The following is a 20,650-nucleotide window of genomic DNA, read 5'->3' as shown; positions in this document are numbered from 1 at the left end:
CTCGCCGGAATTGGACAGCGATACTCGACTCACATTCAACCGGTATCCGGCCATGCCGGTACGCATTCAAGGAGTGAGTCACAGTGAGCGCTATCCAGTGGAGCGGCGTATTTCCCGCAGTCAGCACCCAGTTCAAGGCGGACTTCTCGGTCGATATCGAGGCCACGCACCGGGTGGTGAGCAATCTCGTCAAGGACGGCGTGTCGGGCCTCGTGGTGTGCGGCACGGTCGGCGAGAACACGTCGCTCGCGACGCACGAGAAGATTGCCGTGATCGAAGCCGCGCGCGACGCGGCGGGCGGCAAGGTGCCGGTAATCGCGGGTATTGCCGAATTCACGACGGAATTCGCGCGCCAGACCGTGCGCGAAGCGGCGCGCGTGGGCGTGGACGGCGTGATGGTCATGCCCGCGCTCGTCTATTCCGCCAAGCCGCACGAAACGGCCGCGCATTTCCGCGCCGTGGCATCGGGCACCGACCTGCCCGTGATGGTCTACAACAATCCGCCCATCTACAAGAACGACGTCACGCCCGACATTCTCGTGACGCTTCAGGATTGCGAAAATATCGTCTGTTTCAAGGACTCTTCGGGCGATACGCGCCGGTTCATTGATCTGCGCAACGCCGTGGGCGACCGCTTCGTGCTGTTCGCGGGCCTCGACGACGTGGTGGTCGAAAGCGTTGCCGTGGGCGCGCAAGGCTGGGTTTCGGGCATGTCGAACGTGTTCCCGAAAGAAGGCGAAACGCTGTTCCGCCTCGCCAAGCAAAAGCGCTTTGACGAAGCGCTCGCGCTTTATCGCTGGTTCATGCCGCTACTGCATCTCGACGCGCGCCCGGACCTCGTGCAATGCATCAAGCTATGCGAAGAACTCGTGGGACGCGGCAGCGCGCTCACGCGGCCGCCGCGCCTCGCGCTCGAAGGCGAAGCGCTTGCGCATGTCAAGGCCGTCGTCGACAAGGCGCTGTCGAACCGCCCCGCGCTGCCCGACGTCGGCCTGTAAACACGCGATTTTTGCGGGGCTGCCGCGTTGAACGCGATGCGGCAGCATGCGCCCACGATCCCCATTGCCGATGACCGACTCCGAAACTCACGTCGTCCTCACGCTCGACGAAGTCTTTTCCCTTGCACGTAACGTTCTGCTGCATCACGGCATGTCCGAAGCGCATGCCGTTGCCATCGCACGCGTCATCACACAAGGGCAGCGCGACGAGTGCCATTCGCATGGCATCTATCGCCTGCTCGTTTGCGTGCGTTCGCTCAAGAGCGGCAAGGTGGACGCGCGCGCCACACCCACGCTGCGCGACGTGGCGCCGGGTGTCGTGAACGTGGACGCGCATTACGGCTTTTCCCTGCTCGCATTCGAAACCGGTCTTCCCGCTTTGATAAAAAAGGCGCGCGGCCAAGGCATTGCCGCGATGACCATCAATCGCTGCTTTCATTTCTCCGCGCTGTGGCCCGAAGTGGAAATGATCGCGGCGGAAGGACTGGTCGGTCTCGCGATGAATCCGAGTCATAGCTGGGTCGCGCCCGCAGGCGGCACGCGCGGCGTGTTCGGCACCAATCCGCTCGCGTTTGCGTGGCCGCGCGCCAACGGCTTGCCGTTCGTATTCGACTTTGCAACCAGCGCCATTGCACGCGGCGACATCGAGCTGCACGCGCGCGAAGGCAAGGCCATTCCCTCGCATTGGGCGCTGGATCGCGAAGGCCGGCCCACCACCGACGCGCGCGCGGCACTCGAAGGCGCGATGCAAACCTTCGGCGGTCACAAAGGCTCCGCGCTCGCGGCCATGATCGAATTACTCGCGGGCGCATTGATCGGCGATCTCACGAGCATGGAATCGCAGGCGTTCGACGCGGGCGCGGGCGCCAGCCCCTGTCACGGCGAACTCGTGATTGCAATCGACCCGCATCGCTTCGGCAGCGAGGGCAATCCGGCAAGCTACGAAGCCGGGCAAGCGCGGGCGGAAGCGCTGTTCGCGGCCATGACCGGGCAAGGCGCACGACTGCCTTCGCAACGGCGTTTCGAAGCGCGCGCCCGCAGCGAGCGCAACGGCGTGCGCGTACCGAAAGCCTTGTATGCCGATGTGTTGAAATTACTCGATTAAAAACGGAGTCGCGCTTTAAACCACGCTTGTCAATCCGCCATCGACAAAAAGGGTTTGGCCGTTCACGAAACTCGACGCGTCCGAAGCGAGAAATACGGCCGCGCCGCACAATTCCTCCACCCGTCCCCAACGTCCGGCCGGCGTGCGTTTGCAAAGCCACGTCGAAAATTCCGCGTCCTCCATCAGCGCGCGATTCAGATCGGTGGCGAAATAGCCGGGCGCAATCGCGTTCGCCTGAATGCCGTGACGAGCCCAATCGGCGCACATGCCTTGCGTAAGCATGCGCAATGCGCCTTTCGAAGCGGCATAGGGCGCAATGGTTGGGCGCGCAAGCGCGCTTTGCACCGAACACACGTTGATGATCTTGCCGCGCCCGCGCGCGAGCATGTGCCGCGCAACGGCTTTCGACACATGAAACGCACCGTCGAGATTCACGCGCATCAACGCGTTCCAGTCGCTCGCTTCAAAATCTTCCAGCGGTGCGCGGCGCTGAATGCCGGCGTTATTCACGAGAATGTCTATTGCACCGATTTGAGTTTCGATTTCGTCGATCGCCTGCGCCACGCGTTCGGGTTCGGTCACGTCAAAAATGGCGATATCGGCTTCGATTTGTTGCGCGCGGAATTGATCGGCCAGCGCGCGTGCCGGCGCTTCCTCGCGACCGTTGATGACAATGGCCGCGCCCGCGTGCGCGAGGCCGGTTGCGAGCGCCAGGCCGATGCCGCGCGTCGATCCGGTAACGAGCGCGCGCTTGCCGTGAAGGCCGAATAATTTCAACACGTCGTTCATGCTAGCTCCTCTTTTCTGTCTCTTCGGATTAGAGGATTAAAGCATTGACCGCCGTTTCGCGCGCGAGAACGGTACAAAGAAAAATCGCCTCCGAAAAGGCGATATTTTCACGCTCGGCGGAATGCGCCTATTCGGCGTATTCAGGGCTGCGCTCCAACTCTCGCACACTGCCCGCACCGTAAGCGTCGCGCATGCGAGGCGCGCGCGAGCCACGCACGAAGCGCCGCCCTGCTTCGCCATACACGGCATCGGGTTCGGGAAACAGCGCGAGCAGCACGACATAAAGCAGGCCGCCGATCACGAGCGAAACCGGCACGCTCAAGTCGAGTCCGCCCGCGAGCGAACCCAGCGGCCCCACGAACTGACCGGGCAGATTCACGAACGACAGGCCGAGAAACGCAGCAGGCAGCCACGCGCCCATTGCGCGCCAGTTCCAGCCGTGCGTGAACCAGTAATGACCGCCGCGCCCGCCGCGATTGAACACTTGCAGATCGTCGGCAAGATAATGGCCGCGACGCGTGATGAAACCGATCACCATGATCGCCATCCACGGGCAGCTAAACGTGCAAATGAGCGTGGAAAAAGTCGAAACGCTTTCCACGAGATTGAACGCGAAGCGGCCCACGAAAATAAAGCCGATCGCCAGCGTACCGATCAACATGGTTGCCCGCACGCGGTTCAACAGCTTCGGGAACATGCTTGACATATCGAGGCCGGTGCCGTAGAGCGCGGTCGTACCCGTCGACATGCCGCCGATAATCGCGATCAGACAGGTAGGCAGCAGAAACCAGCGCGGCGACACGGCCAGCAATCCGCCGACGTAGTCGTTCGACGCGATATAGCTGGGCGCTTTCGCGGCGATGATGGTGGCCGTGACCAGGCCGAAGAAGAACGGCACAAACGTGGCGATTTGCGCCGCGAATACCGCACCCATCACGCGACGGCGCGGCGTGTGCCGCGGAATGTAGCGCGCCCAGTCGCCGAGCGTGGAGGCAAACGAAACCGGGTTGCTGAGCGCCACGAGCACCGCGCTGACGAACGCCACCCAGAACCCCGCGCCGCCCTCGTGCAACGTGCCCGCGTAATGCGGATCGAACGCGCCCGCGAATGCCAATGCGCCCACCACGAACATCAGGCTCGCGGCCCATACGGCAATCTTGTTCACCCACAGCATGAAGCGAAAGCCGTAGATGCACACCACCACCACGAGCACCGCGAACACCATATAGGCGGCGCCGAGTGTCCAGGTGTTGACGGGCACACCGACCATATCGTGCGCGCCGCCAACGAGTGCATCGCCGGAACTCCACACCGCGAGCGCGAAAAACGCAATCGACGTGAGCAAGGCGAGAAAGGAACCGACAATGCGCCCGTGAATGCCGAAGTGCGCGCCCGACGAAACCGGATCGCTCGTGCCGTTGCGCGGACCGAACAAACTCATGGGCGCCAGAATGCACGTGCCCGCGAGCACGCCGATCACGATCGACCACACACCCGCCTTGAACGAAAGGCCCACGAGCACGGGAAAACTGCCGAGCACCGAAGTGGAAAACGTATTGCAGCCGCCGAACAGCAGCCGGAAGAGATCGACGGGACGCGCATAGCGCGAAGCATCGGGAATGCGTTCGAAACCGAACGTTTCGATCTGGGTAATGCCGTTATCGCTCATTGTCTCGCTCCATTGAGCGCCGATCCGGCTGTTGCCGCCGCTCGACGCACTATCAACGTCTGATGCCTACTCTAAACGACGAGCGTGCGCGCCTTATTACGGATTCCGGACGTTCACGTCGCGTGCGGCCAATGTATGACGCTTGTTGTTCATTCGACTGGCGTTCATTCGACCGCCGGCGCGGGCAAACTGGCATTCAGTCCATAAACGTCGAGCAAGTCCTCGCAGAATGCCCGCACGATGGGCTTTTCCGCCGAGCTGCGCTTCATCGCGAGGTGCATCGGCACGTCGAAGCCGAATCGCGTGCGGCCGAGTGCGCGAATCAATCCGCGCTGTTCGAAAGGCTCCGCATGGTGCGCCGGCAAATAGCCGATATGACTGCCGGAAAGAATCAGAACCGTTGCGGCGTCGATACTATCGGCGATGGCCGTAACCTGGCGCTCGCCGATGCCGGCCAGTTCTTCGGGAACCGGATAGCTGCGCCAAACCCAGTCGTGCGCGCGCAAGTCGTCGGTGGCGACGTGCGGCGCCTTGTGAAAGAGCGGATGCCCGCGGCCGCAACACACCACCTGACGCTCGCTGAATAACTCCGTATAGGCAAGTCCCGCCACGCGATGCCAGAAATAGCCGATCGCAATGTCGAGATGGTTGTTGACGAGCCCTTCCTCGAGTTCTTGCGGCGCCGCGACTTTCATCGTGAAGCGCACGGCCTGATCTCGCTTGCGGAATGCGCCGATCGCTTCGGCAAGGCGCGCATTCTCTCCATGCGAAGCCTGCCCGATCAAGCCGATGCCGAGCGTGCCGACAAGCTTGCGGTCGATATCGCGCACGCGCGCGACAAACTCACTGGTGGCCGCCACGAGCGCCCGCGCCGAAGGCGCGAAGCGTTCGCCCTTCGAGGTGAGCCGGAAACCGCCGCGCCCGCGCTCGCAGAGCTTGAATCCCACGCGCGCTTCGAGTGCTGAAAGCTGCGTGCTGATCGTGGATTGCCGCACGCCCAATGTGGCTTCGGCCGCCGTGATGCCGCGCGCGTCCACCACGGCAAGAAACACGCGGATCAAACGCAGATCGAGATCGGAAGTATTGGAAAACATGCTGAGTCGATTCCGCCAAAGCGGCGCTTCACGCGAAGCGCCGCAAACTCACTCACATTGGAAAGCCCATCGCCTTGATGCCCTTGATCCACGCGCGCTTCCAGCCGCCTTCGGCATCGGCGCCGTCGAATGCATGGAACGTGACTTTCGCGGCCAGCCAGCGCACCGGCTCGGGCGGGATATACGTGGGGCTCAGCTTCGCGATGTCGAGCGCGCGCTCGGGACTATCGCGATCGAACAGGATATTGAGGCCCATGAACGCACCGAAACGGCTCGCGGCCACGCCAAAACCCGTATAACCGGCGACGAACACCGCTTTACCGCCGAGATAGCGCTTTGCGAACACCGACCCGCGCGAGCAATAGTCGATAGGGCCGCCCCATGCGTGCGAGAAACGCACATCGGCAAGTTGGGGGAACGTGCGATAGAACGCCTGCGCAAGTCGATAGTAAGTTTCGGCTTTCCGATCTTGCGGCGGATTCGGATCGCCGTCGAAGTGATAACTGACCAGACCGCCGAAAATAATGTTGTTGTTTTTCGTGAGGCGGAAATAGTTGAGTTGCGTGCGCGTGTCGTAAATGCCTTGACGATTTTTCCAGCCGACGCGCGCGAGTTGTTCCTCGGTCAGCGGCTCGGTGGCAAGCACATGATCGCGCACTTGCAGCACGCGCCGGTTGATATCGGCAATGCCGATTTTCGCGGTGCCGCTGCCGAACACCACGCGCGGCGCACGCACGCTGCCCTCGGGCGTTTTCACATGAACGGCGGCGCCTTCGTCGGCGACTTCGATCAGCGGCGTGTGCTCGTAAAGCTGCACGCCCAGCGAGAGCGCCGCGCGCTTGAGTCCCCACGCAAGCTTGGCCGGATGCACGATGCCGCTGCGATTGCGTGACCACAGCGCGCCCGCGAACAGCGGCGAATCCAGTTGCTCGCGCGTCGCTTTCGCGTCGAGTAACACAACGTCGTGCCCGTATTGCGTATGCAATTCGTAGTCGCCGCGCAAGTGCGCGATGTGCTCCGGGTCGACGGCCACGGTCATTTCGCCGTTCCATTCGATATCGGCGTCAATGTCATAGCGCTTCAGCGCTTCCTCGAAGCCATCGAGATTGTGATGGCCGAACGCTTCCAACTGCGCAATGTCATTGGGAAACATCCGCACGGCATTGGGCAATCCATGCATCACGGAAGTCGAAATAATGCCGCCCGCGCGCCCCGAAGCGCCATGCGCCACCTTGCCCGCTTCGATCAGCACGACATTCAGATGCGGCATTTGCTCTTTCGCCTGCACCGCGGCCCACAAGCCCGTAAATCCGCCGCCCACGATCAGCAGATCGGCTTCGATATCGGCAGTAAGTTTGGCTTCGGTCGGCGGTTCGGCGGGATTGTCGAGCCAGTAAGGAAAGAAGCGCGTGCGCGAAAGCGATTCCGGCACGCTGAGTGAGTTTGGCACGCGCGGCTGCGCTTGCGTGGGTTGCGCGGCATGTGCCGTTGCCTGCGATTGCGCTTCCCGTTCGGCGAAGGAACTCATAGGGGCATCACTTCTTCAAAGCATAAGGACGATGCCGCCTCTTGCGAGGCGGCATGCTTCAGGCTTGTTCGAGCACGACGTAGAATTTCCTCGCGTCTTCGAGCGTTTCCCAGCGGCCCGCAAAACCGGCCGGCAACAAATAGCCTTCGCCTGCCTTGAATTCCTTGCGATTGCCCTTTACGTCCGTCAAGGCAATCCTGCCTTCCACGAGCCACACGGCTTCGTCGGCGGTCGTTGCCGGAAACTCCACGTCGCCGACCTTGCCTTCCCACCAGCCGATCACATAGTTATTGCTTTTACCCTGGGCCGCGCGCCAATCGCTTTCGTCCATGCCGTAGTCCAGCCTGGTGAATTCGCCGATGCCCGCGCCCAACGGCACGATGTCCTGAATCAGTTTGCTCATGTCGCTTCCTGTCGATATTGATGCCGAGTCGATGACTGTTTGTCTGGCATTGTCAAAGTTACCGAGAGGCGCGCGCGCGGTATGCCCCCCCTCCGGGGGGACAAGCCGTGTTTTTACTCGGTGCGAGTGTCTTTTTTGAACGCCAAAATGCTTCGGCTATAATCGGTTGGCCTTCACGAAGGGGCGCGCCATGCTGCTCAACGTACCCCCGCTCAATCGCGAACAACCCGACTTTTCGCTTTCTTTTAAAACGCTCGGCAACGTGATCGAGGCCGTCGGCACGCCCGATTTCGTGCCGCGTCTCACGCTGCTCGTGAACGAAGTGGTGCCGGTCAACGTGGTGCATATCGAACGCTCGCGCGTGGACAATTCGATGCCCATCGGCTTTCGCTGCGAGTGGATCGGCAGCGGCGGAGTCGGCATGGACCACGGCGAGATTGCGGACGTCATGACGCTCTATTACGACCGCTTTTACGAAAGCGATCCGCTATTCGCCGGAATTCGGGGCAAGATCGGCACGATGCTGGTGGTGCGCGATATCGGTGCGTTGCCGCCCAACGAGTTTCGTCAGCGCTTGTTCGACGAAGCGCGTATCGCGCACGAGTGCGTGCTCGCGCGCGGCACGCGCCACGCACAAGACTCCATTGCACTCGAACGCGGCTTGCGCGAACCGGCGTTCTCGCTCGCTGAAATGAGCCGTTTTCGCGGCATCAGCGAGTTTTTATTTCCGCTGCTCGAATTGCACGCCTCCACGAGCGCGGCGCGCCGCATTGCGCACGCCGCGCCGTTCATGCATCCGCTCGCGCAATTCGACGCGCGCATCGCAAGCGACGCCGTGCGTCTTTCGCGCCGCGAATACGAAACGTGCGCGCATCTCATCTCCGGCAAGACCATTCCCGAAACCGCGCAGATTCTCGACGTGCGGACTGGCACGGCCGAATCGTATGTGAAGCGCGCCTTTGCCAAGCTCGGCGTGCGCACCAAACGCGAGTTGATCGCGTGGGGCCAGGCGCCGGTTTAAGCGGCTTTAATGGGCGACCTCGCCCATCCGCATCGTAAACGCGCGCTCACATTGATTCACGTCGATGTAAACATTCCCACTTCGCTATTTGCGCGCGCGCGTTTGGCCCTACCATCGCCCGATCATTCGACATCAACGATTGGAGACTCGCGAGATGGAGCGCCAACTCAATCAGCCGCTCGGCGGCAACGACATGCCGCGCTTTGGCGGCATCGCCACCATGATGCGCCTGCCGCAAGCGGACACCACCGCCGGACTGGACGTCTGCTTCGTGGGCGTGCCGCTCGATATCGGCACGTCCAACCGCTCGGGCACGCGCTTCGGCCCGCGCCAGATCCGCAGCGAATCGGTGTTGCTGCGCCCCTACAACATGGCCACGCGCGCGGCGCCGTTCGACTCGCTGCAAGTTGCCGATATCGGCGATGTGGCCACGAATCCCTATGATTTGAAGGACTCGATTCGCCTGATCGAAAGCGCGTACGACCGCATCGTTGAAAACGGCTGCAAGCCGATCACGCTGGGCGGCGACCATACGATTGCGTGGCCGATCCTGCGCGCGCTGCACAAGAAATACGGCAAGGTGGCGGTCGTGCATATCGACGCGCATGCCGACGTGAACGACACCATGTTCGGCGAAAAGATCGCACATGGAACGCCGTTTCGCCGCGCCGTGGAAGACGGCCTGCTTCAATGCGACAAGGTCACGCAAATCGGTTTGCGCGGCACCGGTTATCACGCCGACGACTTCGACTGGTGCCGTCAACAAGGCTTCACCGTCGTGCAAGCCGAGGAATGCTGGAACCGCTCGCTCGACCCGCTGATGGAAGAAGTGCGCGCGCGCGTGGGCGACGCGCCCGTGTATCTGAGCTTCGATATCGACGGACTCGACCCCTCGTTCGCGCCCGGCACCGGCACGCCCGAAGTGGGCGGACTCACCGTGCAGCAAGGGCTTCAGATCGTGCGCGGCATGAAGGGGCTCAACGTGGTGGGCGCGGACCTCGTGGAAGTTTCGCCGCCGTACGATCAGGCGGGCACCACGGCGCTCGTGGGCGCGAATCTCGCGTTCGAAATGCTTTGCATCATGCCGGGCGTGGCATACCGCTAACGCAATCATCGCGAGAGGAGATCATCATGGCCACCATTCCCGAACGACACGCCGACAACGCCTTCGTGCTGCCCGCCGCAACCGTTGCGGGCGCAACGATACGCGCGCAGAACGCGCAAGCCTGTTCGCCGGTCTGCAACGCCGCGAGCGGCGAAACCATCGGCTGGCAGGAACATGCGAGCGAAGCGATGGTCGATCGCGCCGTGCATGCGGCCCGCGACGCGCTGGTCGCGTGGCGTCATAGCACGCCTGGCGCGCGCGGCAAGCTGCTGCGCAAGATTGCCGAATTGCTCGAAGCCGATCGGGCACGCATTGCCGCCATGCAGATGCGCGTGAGCGGCAAGCCGCCGTTCGAAGCCGATCTCGACGTGAGCGACGCCATCGCCACGTTCGACTACTACGCGGACTTGTGCGAAAACACCGCGCTATTCGCAGCGGAAACGATAACGGTGCCCGACAAGACCGTGCTCGCGCAGCGCACGCACGAACCCGTCGGCGTGGCCGCGCTGATCGTGCCCTGGAACTTCCCCATGGTCACCACGGCGTGGAAACTCGCACCCGCGTTGGCCGCCGGCTGCACCGTCGTGCTCAAGCCTTCGGAATTCACCTCGCCCACCGAGCATATGCTCGTCGACATCGTGAGCGAAGCCGGCGTGCCCGACGGCGTGGTCAACGTTGTGAACGGCGGCGGCGAAGTGGGCGCGTGGCTCACCGCGCATCCGCTCGTCGACAAGATTTCGTTCACAGGCAGCACGGCGTCGGGGCGCAAGGTGATGCAGGCCGCCGCGCTGGACATGAAGCGCGTGACGCTCGAACTGGGCGGCAAGTCGGCGCTCGTGGTGCGCCAGGACGCCGACGTGGCCCACGCCGTTGCGCTCGCCGTAAGCGGCGCGTTCACCAACGCGGGGCAGATGTGCTCGGCCACGGGGCGCATTCTCGTACACGACGACCTCTACCGCAAGTTCATGGCCGCATTCGAAACGGCCGTGCGCGCGCTCGTGGTCGCGCCGCCGCAAGGCGAGAACGTCGCGATGGGTCCGCTCATCAGCGCCGCGCAGCACGCGCGTGTGCAATCGCTCGTGGCGCAAGGCGTGGAAGAAGGCGCGCAAGTCGCTTTCGCGGGCACGCTCGACGCGGCGTGCAAGGCGGGCTTCTTCATGGCGCCCCTCGTCGTGGCCGAACCCGCGTCCGACAATCTGCTCTGGCGCGAGGAAATTTTCGGTCCGGTTGCATGCGTGAAATCGTTTCGTTCGGATGACGAAGCAATTTCACTCGCGAACGACACGCGCTATGGGCTTGTCGCCACGGTCGTTACGCAAGACGCGAACGCCGCGCGCCGCTACAAGGCGCAACTTCGCGCGGGACTGGTGTGGGTCAACACGCCGCAACTGATCTTTCCGCAAGTCTGCTGGGGCGGCCTGGGCTTGAGCGGCACTGGCCGCGAACTGGGCATTGCGGGCTTGCGCAGCTATCAGGAACTGCGGCACACCGTGGAAGCCCGCGCCTGATCGCAACATCCTGACGAGCCGCCCGCGCGCGGCTCGGGCGCGGCGCCAACCCAGCGCAACGCGGCGCAAACAAGGCGCAAGCACGGCACAGGAAGCTCGCGTGGCATAATCGCGCGATCGCTCTCGTCATTTCGTGTCTCGCGCCGTGCGCCGAATCCATCTCAAGCTGGGCAGCCTGTTAGGAACGCTTGCGCTCCTCATGGCCACGCTCGCGCCGGTGGTTTCGCATTGGCTCGCGGCGCAAGCGATGCAAACGTCCTCGCCTTGCGGCATGCCTTCCATGCAGGGCCCGATGCAGGGCTACATGCACGGCATGCACGATCGCAGCGGCCACGGCGACATGCACGCCGCCGGCAATATGGACGATTGCGGCTATTGCAGCTTTTTCGCGCACTTGCCGGCCGTAACCGGCGTTCCCGTTCCGCTTTTCGTGGTGGCGCGACTCGTACAGTCGCGTATCGCCACGCGCTTCGAAAGCGCGCGTCTCGTCGAACCCGCGAGTCACGCGCACGCGCGCGCCCCACCCCTGTCCTGAGCCAATCGAATCGTTTCCCGCCGATGTTGCCATTCATCGGCGGTCTGCACGCGCGCATGCAACGCTTGCGGCGCGCGGCTTCGCAACGTCACGACAGGACGACTCATGTCTCATCATTTGCCAACCGGCCGCGCGCGGCTGGCCTTTCGCACGCGCGCCGTTCACGCCTTGTTCGGCGCATGCGTGTTCGCGCTCGCATCCGGCGCCGCACACGCTCACGCCATCGCGGGCGACCGCGTGTTTCCGTCCACGCTTTCCGTCGACGATCCCGGCGTGGGCGACGAGGCCAATTTCGAATTCGGACATCAACGCGTACCCGGCGACGACGGCGATCAAAGCCTCAACACCTTCGACTTCGAGTACGACAAACTCATTACGCCAAGGCTCGCGTTTTCCGTGGACGGCGGTTATGTCATGCAGAACAACCCCACGGCGCACGGCCTCGACAACTTCGGCGTGGGACTCAAATATCTGCTCTATGTGAACGACGCGCATGAGTTCATGACGTCGATTGGCGTGGACGCCGACCTGGGCGGCACTGGCAGCCGCGCCATCGCCGACAATTTCTCCACGATTTCGCCCACGATTTTCGCGGGCAAAGGCATGGGCGATCTGCCTGACTCGCTCGCGTGGCTGCGCCCCGTTGCGATCACGGGCGAAGCGGGTCCGTCGTTCACCACGGGCGGCGGCCAACCCAATTCGTTCGACTACGGATTCACCGTGCAGTACAGCCTTCCGTATTTGCAGCAGCACGTTCACGACGTGGGCTTGCCGCAGCCGTTTTCGAATCTGATTCCGCTTGTGGAAGTGCCGTTGTCGAGAAGCCAGGGCCAAACCACGGGCACGGTCAACCCCGGTTTCATCTGGATGAATCGTTACGGCCAACTCGGCATTGAAGCGCAAATTCCCATCAATCGTGCAAGCGGCTCGCATGTCGGCATTCTCGTGCAGGCCCATATTTTCTTCGACGACGTGGCGCCGAGCACGATCGGCAAACCGCTTTTCCAATGATCCATTAAAAGGAATTCCGATGAAATCCGCTTTCTTTCGCCTTGCCTTCGCTTCGTGCGCATTGCTCGCCGCGCAATTCGCCTGGGCGCATGCCTATCCCACGCACCAGGAACCGGCGGCCGGCGCCACCGCGCCCGCAAACGTGAATGCCGTGGTCATCGACTTCGACGATGGACTCGAGCCCGCTTTCAGCTCGATTGACGTGACCGACGCGCAAGGCAAGTCGGTGATCCGCGAAAAAGCCAAGGTGGACGCGCAGAACAACAAGCGCATGACGGTCGCGCTCAATGCGCTCACGCCGGGCAAATATTCGGTGGCGTGGATCGCCGTGGCCGCCGACGGGCATCGCACGACGGGGCATTATGCGTTCAACGTGAAGTAATCGCTGAACGGCGCACGGACCATCGCGCCTGACGACGCGATGGTTCTTATCACGGATGAGTTTGCGGACAATTGCCGGCGGAAAAAGCGTCGGGCGATCCGTTGAGCGCGTCGTACAGCTCGGCGATGGGCAGGTCGCCGATTTCGCTATGCAAATAGGCGGTGAACGCGCGATCGTACAGCGCGCGGCCCGCGTCGGTGTTCATCGTCAGGTCGAAACCGTCGAGCACGAGGCCCGCCATTTCGTCGGCTTCGATCAGGATGTGTTCGGCTTTCTTGCGTTCCATGAAGTTCGATTGCGACAGCAGCAGAGTTATCCATTCTAGGGAATTCGCCGGCAAACGTCACGGACCGATTCGCGCTTCCATAGGTGCATGGATAAGCGATTGACAAGCGATTGATAAGCGCGTGCGGTTATGCGTGAATTGTGTTCTCGCTTTCATTCTGGCCATCTATACTTGCCGGCATTCACGCGCGAATCGACTCCATGACCAGACGAATCACTGTCAGACGCTCGCCGGTTCACGGACGAGGCGTCTATGCCTTGCGCCCGCTCAGCGCGGGCGAACGCATCCTCGAATACAAGGGGAAAATCATGAGCTGGCGCAGCGCGGCGCGACGCTACAGCCGGCGCGAAGAAGGCGCGCACACCTTCCTGTTCGGCCTTGCCGACGGCCGTGTGATCGACGGCGGCCAGGGCGGCAATTCCGCGCGCTGGTTCAATCACGCCTGCGAGGCAAACTGCGAAACCGTGGAAGTAGACGGCCGCGTGTTTATCGAGGCACGCCGCGACATCGCCGCCGGCGAGGAATTGTTTATCGACTACGCACTCGTGCTGCCCGACGACGCCTGCGAAGAAACAATCCGCGAATATGTCTGCCGATGCGGCTCGCCCGAGTGCCGCGGCACCATGCTCGGCGAAGCCGAACCGGAAAGCGAGCCGGTTGCCGACGCGGCTTCTGCATAGATCAGCCCAGCGTTTTTCTTAGCGCGTTGAAAAACAGTTCGGATTGCAGGCGTTCGCCCTGCACCTGGTCCGCCACGCGTTGCGCGAGTTCGGCGTTGACGGGCCGCAACGGGCGGCCGCTCGACAGCGCGATGACCTGCGCGGCGCACGCGCGTTCGAGATAGTAGAGATCGTCGAAAGCGTAATCGACGCGTTCGCCGCACACCACCACGCCATGATTGCCCAGAAAGCCCACGTCGCGGCCTTTGAGCGCATGCGCGATGCGTTCGCCTTCCCCGACGCCAAGCGCAAGACCGTTGTACTCGTGATCGAGTGCAACTCGGCCATGAAAACGCATGGCGTTCTGTGACAGGGTGGTGTCGATCCCGCAATCGACCGTGAGCGTCAACGCCGTCGCGTAGGGCATATGCGTGTGAAGCACGCACGCCTTCTTCGCAATGCGATGTATGGCGGCATGAATGAACATGGCGGTAGGTTCGACTTCGTGGCGCCCCTCCACTACATTGCCCGCCTCATCCACCACGACGATATCCTCGGCGCGCACTTCGCTCCACATCAATCCACGCGGGTTCAGCAAAAATAGACCGCTCTCGCCGGGCAACGCCACGCTGAAATGATTGCAGACGCCTTCGCCCAAACCGAAATGCGCGGCGGCTCGCAACGCGAGCGCGAGATCGTTGCGTAGAGACGTGACGTGCGGATCGTCGAACATCGAAACCTCGCTTATTAGATAACGATTATTTGTCTGATTAATTGAATATACCGGATAGACCGACTCTTTCAAAAAATGGAGTCGAAAACACAAAAATAATCCGGCTCGCCCCTTCAGTTTCCACTCGTCTCGCCGTCAATGCCGTTAACTCCAAGGCGTGAAAGCACAACAGGATTGGTGTTACGACGCCAATCAACTGAAGAAAGCCTCAGAGGTAAAGTTGACCGGGAATCCGCCGTCGGCATTACACCGTCTGTGACATTTACTTACGCCTTATTTTCACATCAAAGGGGAAATTTCCGGTAATATCGCCGCGAAAAATCTGACGATTGCATTAATTACCCATCTTCTCGCGCAAACGATTGCGCGCTTCTCCTTTAATAAGGGAACCAGCGCGAAGCGAGACGTGACTAGCGAATGCAGTAGCCGGCGCGCAAAGCTCCGTTTTAATTCACTGAATTTCGACTCGCACCCTTTAAGTCGTTACGCGAATTTCAGCGTGGATTAGCGGAATGCCCGCCACCCAATACTCATCGACTTCAGCCCGCATTGAAAGCGCAATTTGGCGCGCTTGCCGGCTGGGCGTCGCTTTGCCTGTTAAAACGATGAAGCTTATTTGCTTACTTCTTTCGTCGGCAATGGTGCTGACGGCATGCGGCGGCGGCGGCTCCGGCACGAACGCCGCCAATGCCACGAACGCCACGAATGCCAACGCAAACTCGAATGCCGGCGGTGGATCGAGCGCGGCCGCCGGCCCGGATTCGTCGGCGCCGAGCGCCGCAACGCGTGGTCTCGACGGCTCCGCCATCGCGGCGGGTTCGATGACGTGCGGCGCGCCGGCCACCTCGGGCGCCACCGCGAGCGGCACGCTCGTTTCGGCCGATACGCCCACCGCGCAGAGCGGCCGCATGTTCAGTGCGGGCGCCGCATTCCCTGTGGCGTTCGTCACGAATGCGCCTGCCGCCGACACGCTGAACTGGTCGATCGCGGATCAACTCGGCAAGGTCGCGGCCAGCGGCAGCGTGCCGGTGGCAGCCGGCGCCGTAACGACCACGCTGACCTGCTCGTCGACGCTTTTCGGCTATTTCGCCATCAATGCAACGCTTGCCAACGCGGGCGGCCAACTCCCTTCGGCGGGCACGCGCCCAGCCGGAAGCGCCACGTTCGGCGTACTTCCCGATCTGTCGAACGTGCTGCCGGCAGTGACGTATGCGCATCAGGATCAGCATCGTTTCGGCATGCAAGGCGAAAACGACAACGGCGACGTGCTTGCGGCGCTCGGCATCTCGTGGAATCTCGATCATCGCGAGTTGTACAACATGGAGCCGAACGGCCCCGGCACGTTCAATCCGTACGCGAACGCAAACGCCGATCCGTTCTATCTGACCGGCAACGTAATGCGCATGATTCGACTGGACGGCATTCCCGCGTGGGCCAGTCCCACGAGCGCCTTCGAGGACGAAACGCTGCCGCCCACCGATCTCGCGTATTACCAGAACTACATGGCGCGCGTGGGAACCGAGTCGAATATCATTCGGACAACTCACTTCCCCAATCAGTCCGCGAACTACTATCAACTGACGTGGGAACCCGACTCGCAGTGGGCCGGCAACGACACGCAATTCGTGCAGCTTTATCAAGCGGTTTATCAGGGCATTCACTCGACCGACCCGCACGCCGTGGTGATGGGCAGCACCGACACCGCGCCCATTTCCACCAGCAACCGGCTCAGGAAGCTCGCCCCGCTCGGCTTTGCGCAGTACATCGACGGCGTAACGACGCATGGCTATTACGACATCAACGGCAATTCGCCTTCCGTGCCGCCCGAGTTGCATGCGGGCGATCCGTCCACGAGCAGCGATTCGCTAATCGGACAGATGCGCGCGTTGCGCAGCGAAATGGCCGCCGATTACAAGCCGGGCATGAAACTGTTCCAGACGGAAGTGGGCATCAACTACGACAACGGCAGCGCATACGGCCCGAATTACCCCACGGCCAACGTACTCTTCGCCCAAGGCGCCGTGGTGGCGCGCACGCATCTCATCATTCTGGGCGAGGGCGCGGACCAGACGTGGGTGTTTTATGGCGCGGACTTTCCGGACCTTATCGGCTATGGCACGTTCTTCGATCTCGCCGATGCCCAGGGCCAATACGGCGCGACCAATATCAGCCCGAAACCCGCTGCCATGGCGGTCGCCGCGATGACGCGCATTCTCGACGGCACCAACACCTTGGGGCCGGTGAACGGCACGCCCTCGGGCGTCTACGCTTATGCGTTCCGGCAGTTGAATAACGGCGCTGTCGTCACGGCGCTATGGACGCACAACAATAGCGTGTGGAGCGCGAGTAGCGGCTTCAGCTCCACTTACAGCGTGCCGTACAACCTGACCGTGGATGCGCCGGGCACGAGCGGCACCGTCACCGTGCTCGACGTGATGGGCAATCCGTCGACGATGAATTACGCCAACGGCACGCTGGCGCTGAATCTCACCGAATCGCCGGTGTACGTGGTGTCGGCCAACGCTTCCGTGGCAAGCGCTAATTCGACGTTGCCCGTGGGCTATGTTCCGAATTGATCGTGCGCCCAAAGCGCGATGAATCAAGGGCAGCGGCGACGCTGCCCTTTTTCATTCGTCAGCTCACAACTTCGGACAGGACAGCACTCGCATCGGTTGCGTCATGATGCCGGGCTTGCCGTCGGTGGCGGGCGTGCCCTGCGGCGGCGTGGAAACGAGGCGCACGCTGTTCGGCCCCGCATTGGCGAGCGCATATTTTTCTTCGCCGCCTTGCGCTTGCCAGTAGGCGCGAAATAGCTGCCCGTCGGCGAATACGAGTAATTTTCCGTGCGTGGCGTGGCCGCCGGAAACGAAATCGACCGCTTCGCCATTGCGCAGCGTAAAGCCGGCGTCAGCTTCGTTGGCATTGCCAGGCGCATTGGCTCCCACCAGTTTCCCGCACGGCTGCGCGCCATCGTCAGCATGGGCGGACGCCATGCAGGAAAGCGCCAGACTTAAAGAAATCGCACAGGCCCTAAGTCCTTTTCCATTCATGCCATTCATGCAACACGCTCGCTCGAATTGCTAAAAGAATAATCATCGCGAGCAAATTACGTTCCCATCTCACTCGATCAAAGTTCGACTGTCACCCGCGAGCAGCAGTTGCGGGTGTTGCGAGAATGCCCAGCCATGCGCGCGGCGATCGAGCAGCCAGATCACGTCGTAACGGTCCTCGGGCCACGCGGCGGGCACTGGGGGCGCGCCGGGGATATGTGAAAACAGCGTGGGCAGCACCTTGTGCTCCCACGAAATCAATACCACGCCGGTCTGCGTGAGAACGTCCGCCATGAGCGCCGCGCCATCGTCCTTCAGATGCGTGAGAACGTGCTTCACCGGCGAGGATTCGCGCAATAAGGTCACGAGCGGATCGACTGTCTGCATGGGCCGCTTGCTTTGGCTGGCTGGCCCCAGGCCCGGAGCGAATACCGACTCGGGCTGCACGTCTCCCAGCCGTTCGTCCTTCCCCGCCGAGAAAAACCGCGCGAGCGCTCCGGCGCGTTGCCATCCGCGCACGGCAAGACTTTCTTCGTCGGGATTGCCTTCGGCGTCCACGCCTTTGCCAAATGCAGCACCGGGTTTCTCTGCATGGCGAATAAACAGAATGCGGGTCGGTTCCATTGCGTTCTCCATCTACGAGCGGCATTCCATTGCACCACACGCGCACGGCATACGCGTTCAAACGCGCCGCTCGCAGGCATCGCCGGATCTAGACGATTTGCGTCTGGATCATTACCGGCCTTGCTGCGCGAGCGGCATGACGCGTGCGCATCATCTTGCAGGCGCCGTGCATCGGTCACGAACTCGAACGCGTTCACGTATGTGCCGCCGCGCCAGCTATCTATACGTATACGCCACTCGAGCGCAACGCGAATTAAGACGACATTCGCATGCGCCTTTGGCTACGGGAAACTCCATGCAAGTGCAATCGACGCAAGCGCAATGGCCGGCCGTGTTTCTCGACAAGGACGGCACATTGCTTCATGACGAACCTTATAACGTCGATCCGACGCGCATGCGCTTCGCGCCGGGCGCCGCCGCGGCATTGTCGCTGCTCGCGCAAGCGCCGCTGCGGCTGATCGTCGTGAGCAATCAGGGCGGTGTTGCATTGGGCCGCTTTCCCCATTCCGCACTCGAAGGAATGGAGGCTCACTTGCGTCGCATGTTCGCCGATTGCGGAGCCACGTTGCACGCCGCGTATTGGTGCCCGCACGATCCGCGCGGCAATGTGGCACCTTATGCATGCGCGTGCGAATGCCGCAAGCCGCAACCCGGCATGCTGCTGCGCGCGCAACGCGAACATCATATCGACCTTGCGCAGAGCTGGATGGTGGGCGATATCCTCAACGACGTCGAAGCAGGCAATCGCGCCGGCTGCCGTTCGATTCTCACGGATTGCGGCAATGAAACCGAATGGCAAAGCACGCCCGTGCGACTTCCTTATGCCATCGTGACGAATTTGCATGACGCCGCACAGATGATCGTCGAGCGCCACGCGTACGAACACCCCGAAGCCAAGATCGCACACGAAGTAGAAGATAAATAGTGCTCTGTGCAAGAGAAGGGTATGCGGCCTGGGGACTCGGGAACGCGCTTTGCACCCATTCCTCCCAAAACGTTCACAAACGCACGGAGGCGTCATGGACCGCGACTTCGAGCGCTCGGAAGAGCAAACCGCATCGCCGGGAGACTTCGTAACCGCCAAGGCTGCACCACGCCGCGCAGCAAAACGCGCGACCCGCAATGCGGCTCGCGACGCCGTGCATCGCAGCTCCGATAGCGAACCGGGATACAGCCGCCGCCGCACGAGCGAAGGCTTCGATTACCTCAATGCGCGCGGCAAGCTGATCAAGGACGCTCGCATTCTCGCGCGCATTGCCTCTATCGTGATACCGCCGGCGTGGGAAGACGTGTGGATTTGCGCCGATCCCAACGGTCATTTGCAAGCCACGGGGCGCGACGCACGAGGCCGCAAACAATACCGCTACCACCTTACGTGGCGCGAGCAGCGCGAAAGCGAAAAGTTCGCGAAGATTGCCGAATTCGCGCGCGCCTTGCCGCGCGTGCGCACGGCAGTCGAACGCGATCTCTTGCTGGAAGGCTTGCCGCGCGAGAAGGTGATTGCGGCTATCGTGCGTCTGCTCGACCGCTCGCTGGCGCGTATCGGCGGCGCCGAATATGCGCGAGACAACGCCACATACGGACTAACGACGCTCTGCAAGCGGCACGTGCGATTCGAGGAGCAAAGCGCGCTACTGCGTTTTAAAGGCAAGCACGGCATCAAGCACGAAATCACCGTCGACGATGCGCACGTGCTTGCAGTCGTGCGCGAATGCCGCGCGTTACCGGGGCGTGAATTATTCGCCTGTCTCGACAATGCCCTGCCGCATCGCATTGCCGCGGAAGACGTCAACGAGTATCTTCAGCAAAACGGCGGCTGCTGCATCACGGCAAAAGACTTTCGCACCTGGGGCGCGAGCGTGGCGGCACTTGCCCTGCTTTATGATCTCGAACCGCCACGCAGCGAACGCGCGGCACGCAGCACGCTTGCGCAAACCATTCGCCAGGTCGCGGCGTTGCTGAAAAATACGCCCGCTGTGTGCCGCCGCAGCTACGTTCATCCCTGGGTGGTGGACGCATGGCGCTCCTCCACCTTGGGACGAACGCGATTCCGGGCGAGTAAAGCGCCGCTTGCGCCAGCCGAGCGCGCCTTCGCGCTCCTGCTGAAAAGCCGCGCGCCGCGGAAAGCGGCATGACTGTAGTCTGACTAT

22 protein-coding genes are annotated in these 20,650 nt (G+C 62.1%); 12 read left to right on the top strand and 10 right to left on the bottom strand.

Annotation, left to right across the window (positions count from 1 at the left end; all coding sequences use genetic code 11):
- The first annotated feature begins 83 nt into the window (after positions 1–83).
- A complete protein-coding gene (locus tag U5805_RS06780; RefSeq protein WP_322102684.1) occupies positions 84–998 on the top strand; it encodes a dihydrodipicolinate synthase family protein in 915 nt (304 codons plus the stop codon).
- A gap of 70 nt (positions 999–1,068) precedes the next feature.
- Positions 1,069–2,103: an Ldh family oxidoreductase gene (locus U5805_RS06775; RefSeq protein WP_322102683.1), complete on the top strand. Its 1,035-nt coding sequence runs from the start codon at positions 1,069–1,071 to the stop codon at positions 2,101–2,103.
- A 15-nt stretch (positions 2,104–2,118) separates the two neighbouring features.
- Here the strand turns inward: U5805_RS06775 and U5805_RS06770 are convergent, their stop codons facing one another.
- The 5 genes from U5805_RS06770 to U5805_RS06750 all read right to left on the bottom strand — a co-directional run bounded on the left by U5805_RS06770 (position 2,119) and on the right by U5805_RS06750 (position 7,586).
- Positions 2,119–2,892, bottom strand: coding sequence for an SDR family oxidoreductase (locus U5805_RS06770; protein WP_322102682.1), 774 nt, complete (start codon positions 2,890–2,892; stop codon positions 2,119–2,121).
- Positions 2,893–3,019: 127 nt separating this feature from the next.
- A complete protein-coding gene (locus tag U5805_RS06765) occupies positions 3,020–4,561 on the bottom strand; it encodes a purine-cytosine permease family protein (protein WP_322102681.1) in 1,542 nt (513 codons plus the stop codon).
- Positions 4,562–4,725: 164 nt separating this feature from the next.
- Positions 4,726–5,655: a LysR family transcriptional regulator gene (locus U5805_RS06760; protein WP_322102680.1), complete on the bottom strand. Its 930-nt coding sequence runs from the start codon at positions 5,653–5,655 to the stop codon at positions 4,726–4,728.
- Positions 5,656–5,707: 52 nt separating this feature from the next.
- Complete coding sequence (locus tag U5805_RS06755; protein WP_322102679.1) at positions 5,708–7,105, bottom strand: FAD-dependent oxidoreductase; 1,398 nt, start codon at positions 7,103–7,105, stop codon at positions 5,708–5,710.
- 136 nt (positions 7,106–7,241) lie between these two features.
- Entirely contained in the window at positions 7,242–7,586 is a 345-nt protein-coding gene (locus tag U5805_RS06750) for a cupin domain-containing protein (RefSeq protein ID WP_322102678.1), read from the bottom strand.
- Positions 7,587–7,776: 190 nt separating this feature from the next.
- On the opposite strand from U5805_RS06750, the gene U5805_RS06745 reads away from it, so the two are divergent.
- From U5805_RS06745 to U5805_RS06720, 6 genes are all read left to right on the top strand, one after another.
- Positions 7,777–8,607 (top strand): helix-turn-helix transcriptional regulator, encoded by an 831-nt coding sequence (locus tag U5805_RS06745; protein WP_322102677.1) that lies wholly within the window; start codon positions 7,777–7,779, stop codon positions 8,605–8,607.
- Between the two features lie 154 nt (positions 8,608–8,761).
- A complete protein-coding gene (speB, locus tag U5805_RS06740; protein WP_322102676.1) occupies positions 8,762–9,712 on the top strand; it encodes an agmatinase in 951 nt (316 codons plus the stop codon).
- 26 nt (positions 9,713–9,738) lie between these two features.
- Positions 9,739–11,220 (top strand): aldehyde dehydrogenase family protein, encoded by a 1,482-nt coding sequence (locus tag U5805_RS06735; protein ID WP_322102675.1) that lies wholly within the window; start codon positions 9,739–9,741, stop codon positions 11,218–11,220.
- A 145-nt stretch (positions 11,221–11,365) separates the two neighbouring features.
- Positions 11,366–11,755, top strand: a complete 390-nt coding sequence (locus tag U5805_RS06730) for a DUF2946 domain-containing protein (RefSeq protein WP_322102674.1) — start codon at positions 11,366–11,368, stop codon at positions 11,753–11,755.
- A 105-nt stretch (positions 11,756–11,860) separates the two neighbouring features.
- Positions 11,861–12,766 carry a hypothetical protein gene (locus U5805_RS06725; RefSeq protein WP_322102673.1) on the top strand — a complete coding sequence of 302 codons (906 nt, stop codon included), beginning with the start codon at positions 11,861–11,863 and terminating at the stop codon, positions 12,764–12,766.
- A gap of 19 nt (positions 12,767–12,785) precedes the next feature.
- Positions 12,786–13,148: a copper resistance protein CopC gene (locus U5805_RS06720; protein WP_322102672.1), complete on the top strand. Its 363-nt coding sequence runs from the start codon at positions 12,786–12,788 to the stop codon at positions 13,146–13,148.
- A gap of 49 nt (positions 13,149–13,197) precedes the next feature.
- Here U5805_RS06720 and U5805_RS06715 read toward each other — a convergent pair whose 3' ends face one another.
- A complete protein-coding gene (locus tag U5805_RS06715) occupies positions 13,198–13,434 on the bottom strand; it encodes a hypothetical protein (RefSeq protein ID WP_322102671.1) in 237 nt (78 codons plus the stop codon).
- A gap of 200 nt (positions 13,435–13,634) precedes the next feature.
- On the opposite strand from U5805_RS06715, the gene U5805_RS06710 reads away from it, so the two are divergent.
- Complete coding sequence (locus U5805_RS06710; protein WP_322102670.1) at positions 13,635–14,114, top strand: SET domain-containing protein; 480 nt, start codon at positions 13,635–13,637, stop codon at positions 14,112–14,114.
- 1 nt (position 14,115) lies between these two features.
- Here the strand turns inward: U5805_RS06710 and U5805_RS06705 are convergent, their stop codons facing one another.
- Together U5805_RS06705 and U5805_RS06700 are read right to left on the bottom strand one after the other, a co-directional pair.
- Positions 14,116–14,826 carry an aldolase gene (locus U5805_RS06705; RefSeq protein WP_322102669.1) on the bottom strand — a complete coding sequence of 237 codons (711 nt, stop codon included), beginning with the start codon at positions 14,824–14,826 and terminating at the stop codon, positions 14,116–14,118.
- A 475-nt stretch (positions 14,827–15,301) separates the two neighbouring features.
- Entirely contained in the window at positions 15,302–15,775 is a 474-nt protein-coding gene (locus U5805_RS06700) for a hypothetical protein (protein WP_322102668.1), read from the bottom strand.
- Here U5805_RS06700 and U5805_RS06695 point away from each other — a divergent pair.
- Positions 15,762–17,402, top strand: coding sequence for a hypothetical protein (locus U5805_RS06695; protein ID WP_322102667.1), 1,641 nt, complete (start codon positions 15,762–15,764; stop codon positions 17,400–17,402). The two genes, U5805_RS06700 and U5805_RS06695, sit on opposite strands and share 14 nt — an antisense overlap.
- A 63-nt stretch (positions 17,403–17,465) precedes the next feature.
- Here the strand turns inward: U5805_RS06695 and U5805_RS06690 are convergent, their stop codons facing one another.
- On the bottom strand, positions 17,466–17,876 hold the full coding sequence (locus U5805_RS06690; RefSeq protein ID WP_322102869.1) for a hypothetical protein: 411 nt from the start codon (positions 17,874–17,876) through the stop codon (positions 17,466–17,468).
- Between the two features lie 69 nt (positions 17,877–17,945).
- The gene (locus U5805_RS06685; protein WP_322102666.1) at positions 17,946–18,263 is read right to left on the bottom strand and encodes a hypothetical protein; all 318 of its coding nucleotides are present in this window, start codon (positions 18,261–18,263) and stop codon (positions 17,946–17,948) included.
- A gap of 532 nt (positions 18,264–18,795) precedes the next feature.
- Here U5805_RS06685 and U5805_RS06680 point away from each other — a divergent pair.
- Positions 18,796–19,425 carry an HAD-IIIA family hydrolase gene (locus tag U5805_RS06680; protein WP_322102868.1) on the top strand — a complete coding sequence of 210 codons (630 nt, stop codon included), beginning with the start codon at positions 18,796–18,798 and terminating at the stop codon, positions 19,423–19,425.
- Between the two features lie 94 nt (positions 19,426–19,519).
- Entirely contained in the window at positions 19,520–20,635 is a 1,116-nt protein-coding gene (locus U5805_RS06675; RefSeq protein ID WP_322102665.1) for a DNA topoisomerase IB, read from the top strand.
- The last annotated feature ends 15 nt before the right edge of the window (positions 20,636–20,650 follow it).

It is taken from the genome of Paraburkholderia sp. J41, from assembly GCF_905220235.1.
Classification (GTDB): Bacteria; Pseudomonadota; Gammaproteobacteria; order Burkholderiales; family Burkholderiaceae; genus Paraburkholderia.
Note: the sequence above shows the minus strand (reverse complement) of the source record. Positions and strands in the feature narration are given on the sequence as shown.

Bases quoted from the DNA above. Each gene is read 5' to 3' on its own strand.
- U5805_RS06775 (WP_322102683.1), top strand. From the start codon at position 1,069: ATGACCGACTCCGAAACTCACGTCGTCCTCACGCTCGACGAAGTCTTT.
- U5805_RS06770 (WP_322102682.1), bottom strand. From the start codon at position 2,892: ATGAACGACGTGTTGAAATTATTCGGCCTTCACGGCAAGCGCGCGCTC.
- U5805_RS06765 (WP_322102681.1), bottom strand. From the start codon at position 4,561: ATGAGCGATAACGGCATTACCCAGATCGAAACGTTCGGTTTCGAACGC.
- U5805_RS06760 (WP_322102680.1), bottom strand. From the start codon at position 5,655: ATGTTTTCCAATACTTCCGATCTCGATCTGCGTTTGATCCGCGTGTTT.
- U5805_RS06750 (WP_322102678.1), bottom strand. From the start codon at position 7,586: ATGAGCAAACTGATTCAGGACATCGTGCCGTTGGGCGCGGGCATCGGC.
- U5805_RS06745 (WP_322102677.1), top strand. From the start codon at position 7,777: ATGCTGCTCAACGTACCCCCGCTCAATCGCGAACAACCCGACTTTTCG.
- speB (WP_322102676.1), top strand. From the start codon at position 8,762: ATGGAGCGCCAACTCAATCAGCCGCTCGGCGGCAACGACATGCCGCGC.
- U5805_RS06735 (WP_322102675.1), top strand. From the start codon at position 9,739: ATGGCCACCATTCCCGAACGACACGCCGACAACGCCTTCGTGCTGCCC.
- U5805_RS06725 (WP_322102673.1), top strand. From the start codon at position 11,861: ATGTCTCATCATTTGCCAACCGGCCGCGCGCGGCTGGCCTTTCGCACG.
- U5805_RS06720 (WP_322102672.1), top strand. From the start codon at position 12,786: ATGAAATCCGCTTTCTTTCGCCTTGCCTTCGCTTCGTGCGCATTGCTC.
- U5805_RS06715 (WP_322102671.1), bottom strand. From the start codon at position 13,434: ATGGAACGCAAGAAAGCCGAACACATCCTGATCGAAGCCGACGAAATG.
- U5805_RS06710 (WP_322102670.1), top strand. From the start codon at position 13,635: ATGACCAGACGAATCACTGTCAGACGCTCGCCGGTTCACGGACGAGGC.
- U5805_RS06705 (WP_322102669.1), bottom strand. From the start codon at position 14,826: ATGTTCGACGATCCGCACGTCACGTCTCTACGCAACGATCTCGCGCTC.
- U5805_RS06690 (WP_322102869.1), bottom strand. From the start codon at position 17,876: ATGAATGGAAAAGGACTTAGGGCCTGTGCGATTTCTTTAAGTCTGGCG.
- U5805_RS06685 (WP_322102666.1), bottom strand. From the start codon at position 18,263: ATGCAGACAGTCGATCCGCTCGTGACCTTATTGCGCGAATCCTCGCCG.
- U5805_RS06680 (WP_322102868.1), top strand. From the start codon at position 18,796: ATGCAAGTGCAATCGACGCAAGCGCAATGGCCGGCCGTGTTTCTCGAC.
- U5805_RS06675 (WP_322102665.1), top strand. From the start codon at position 19,520: ATGGACCGCGACTTCGAGCGCTCGGAAGAGCAAACCGCATCGCCGGGA.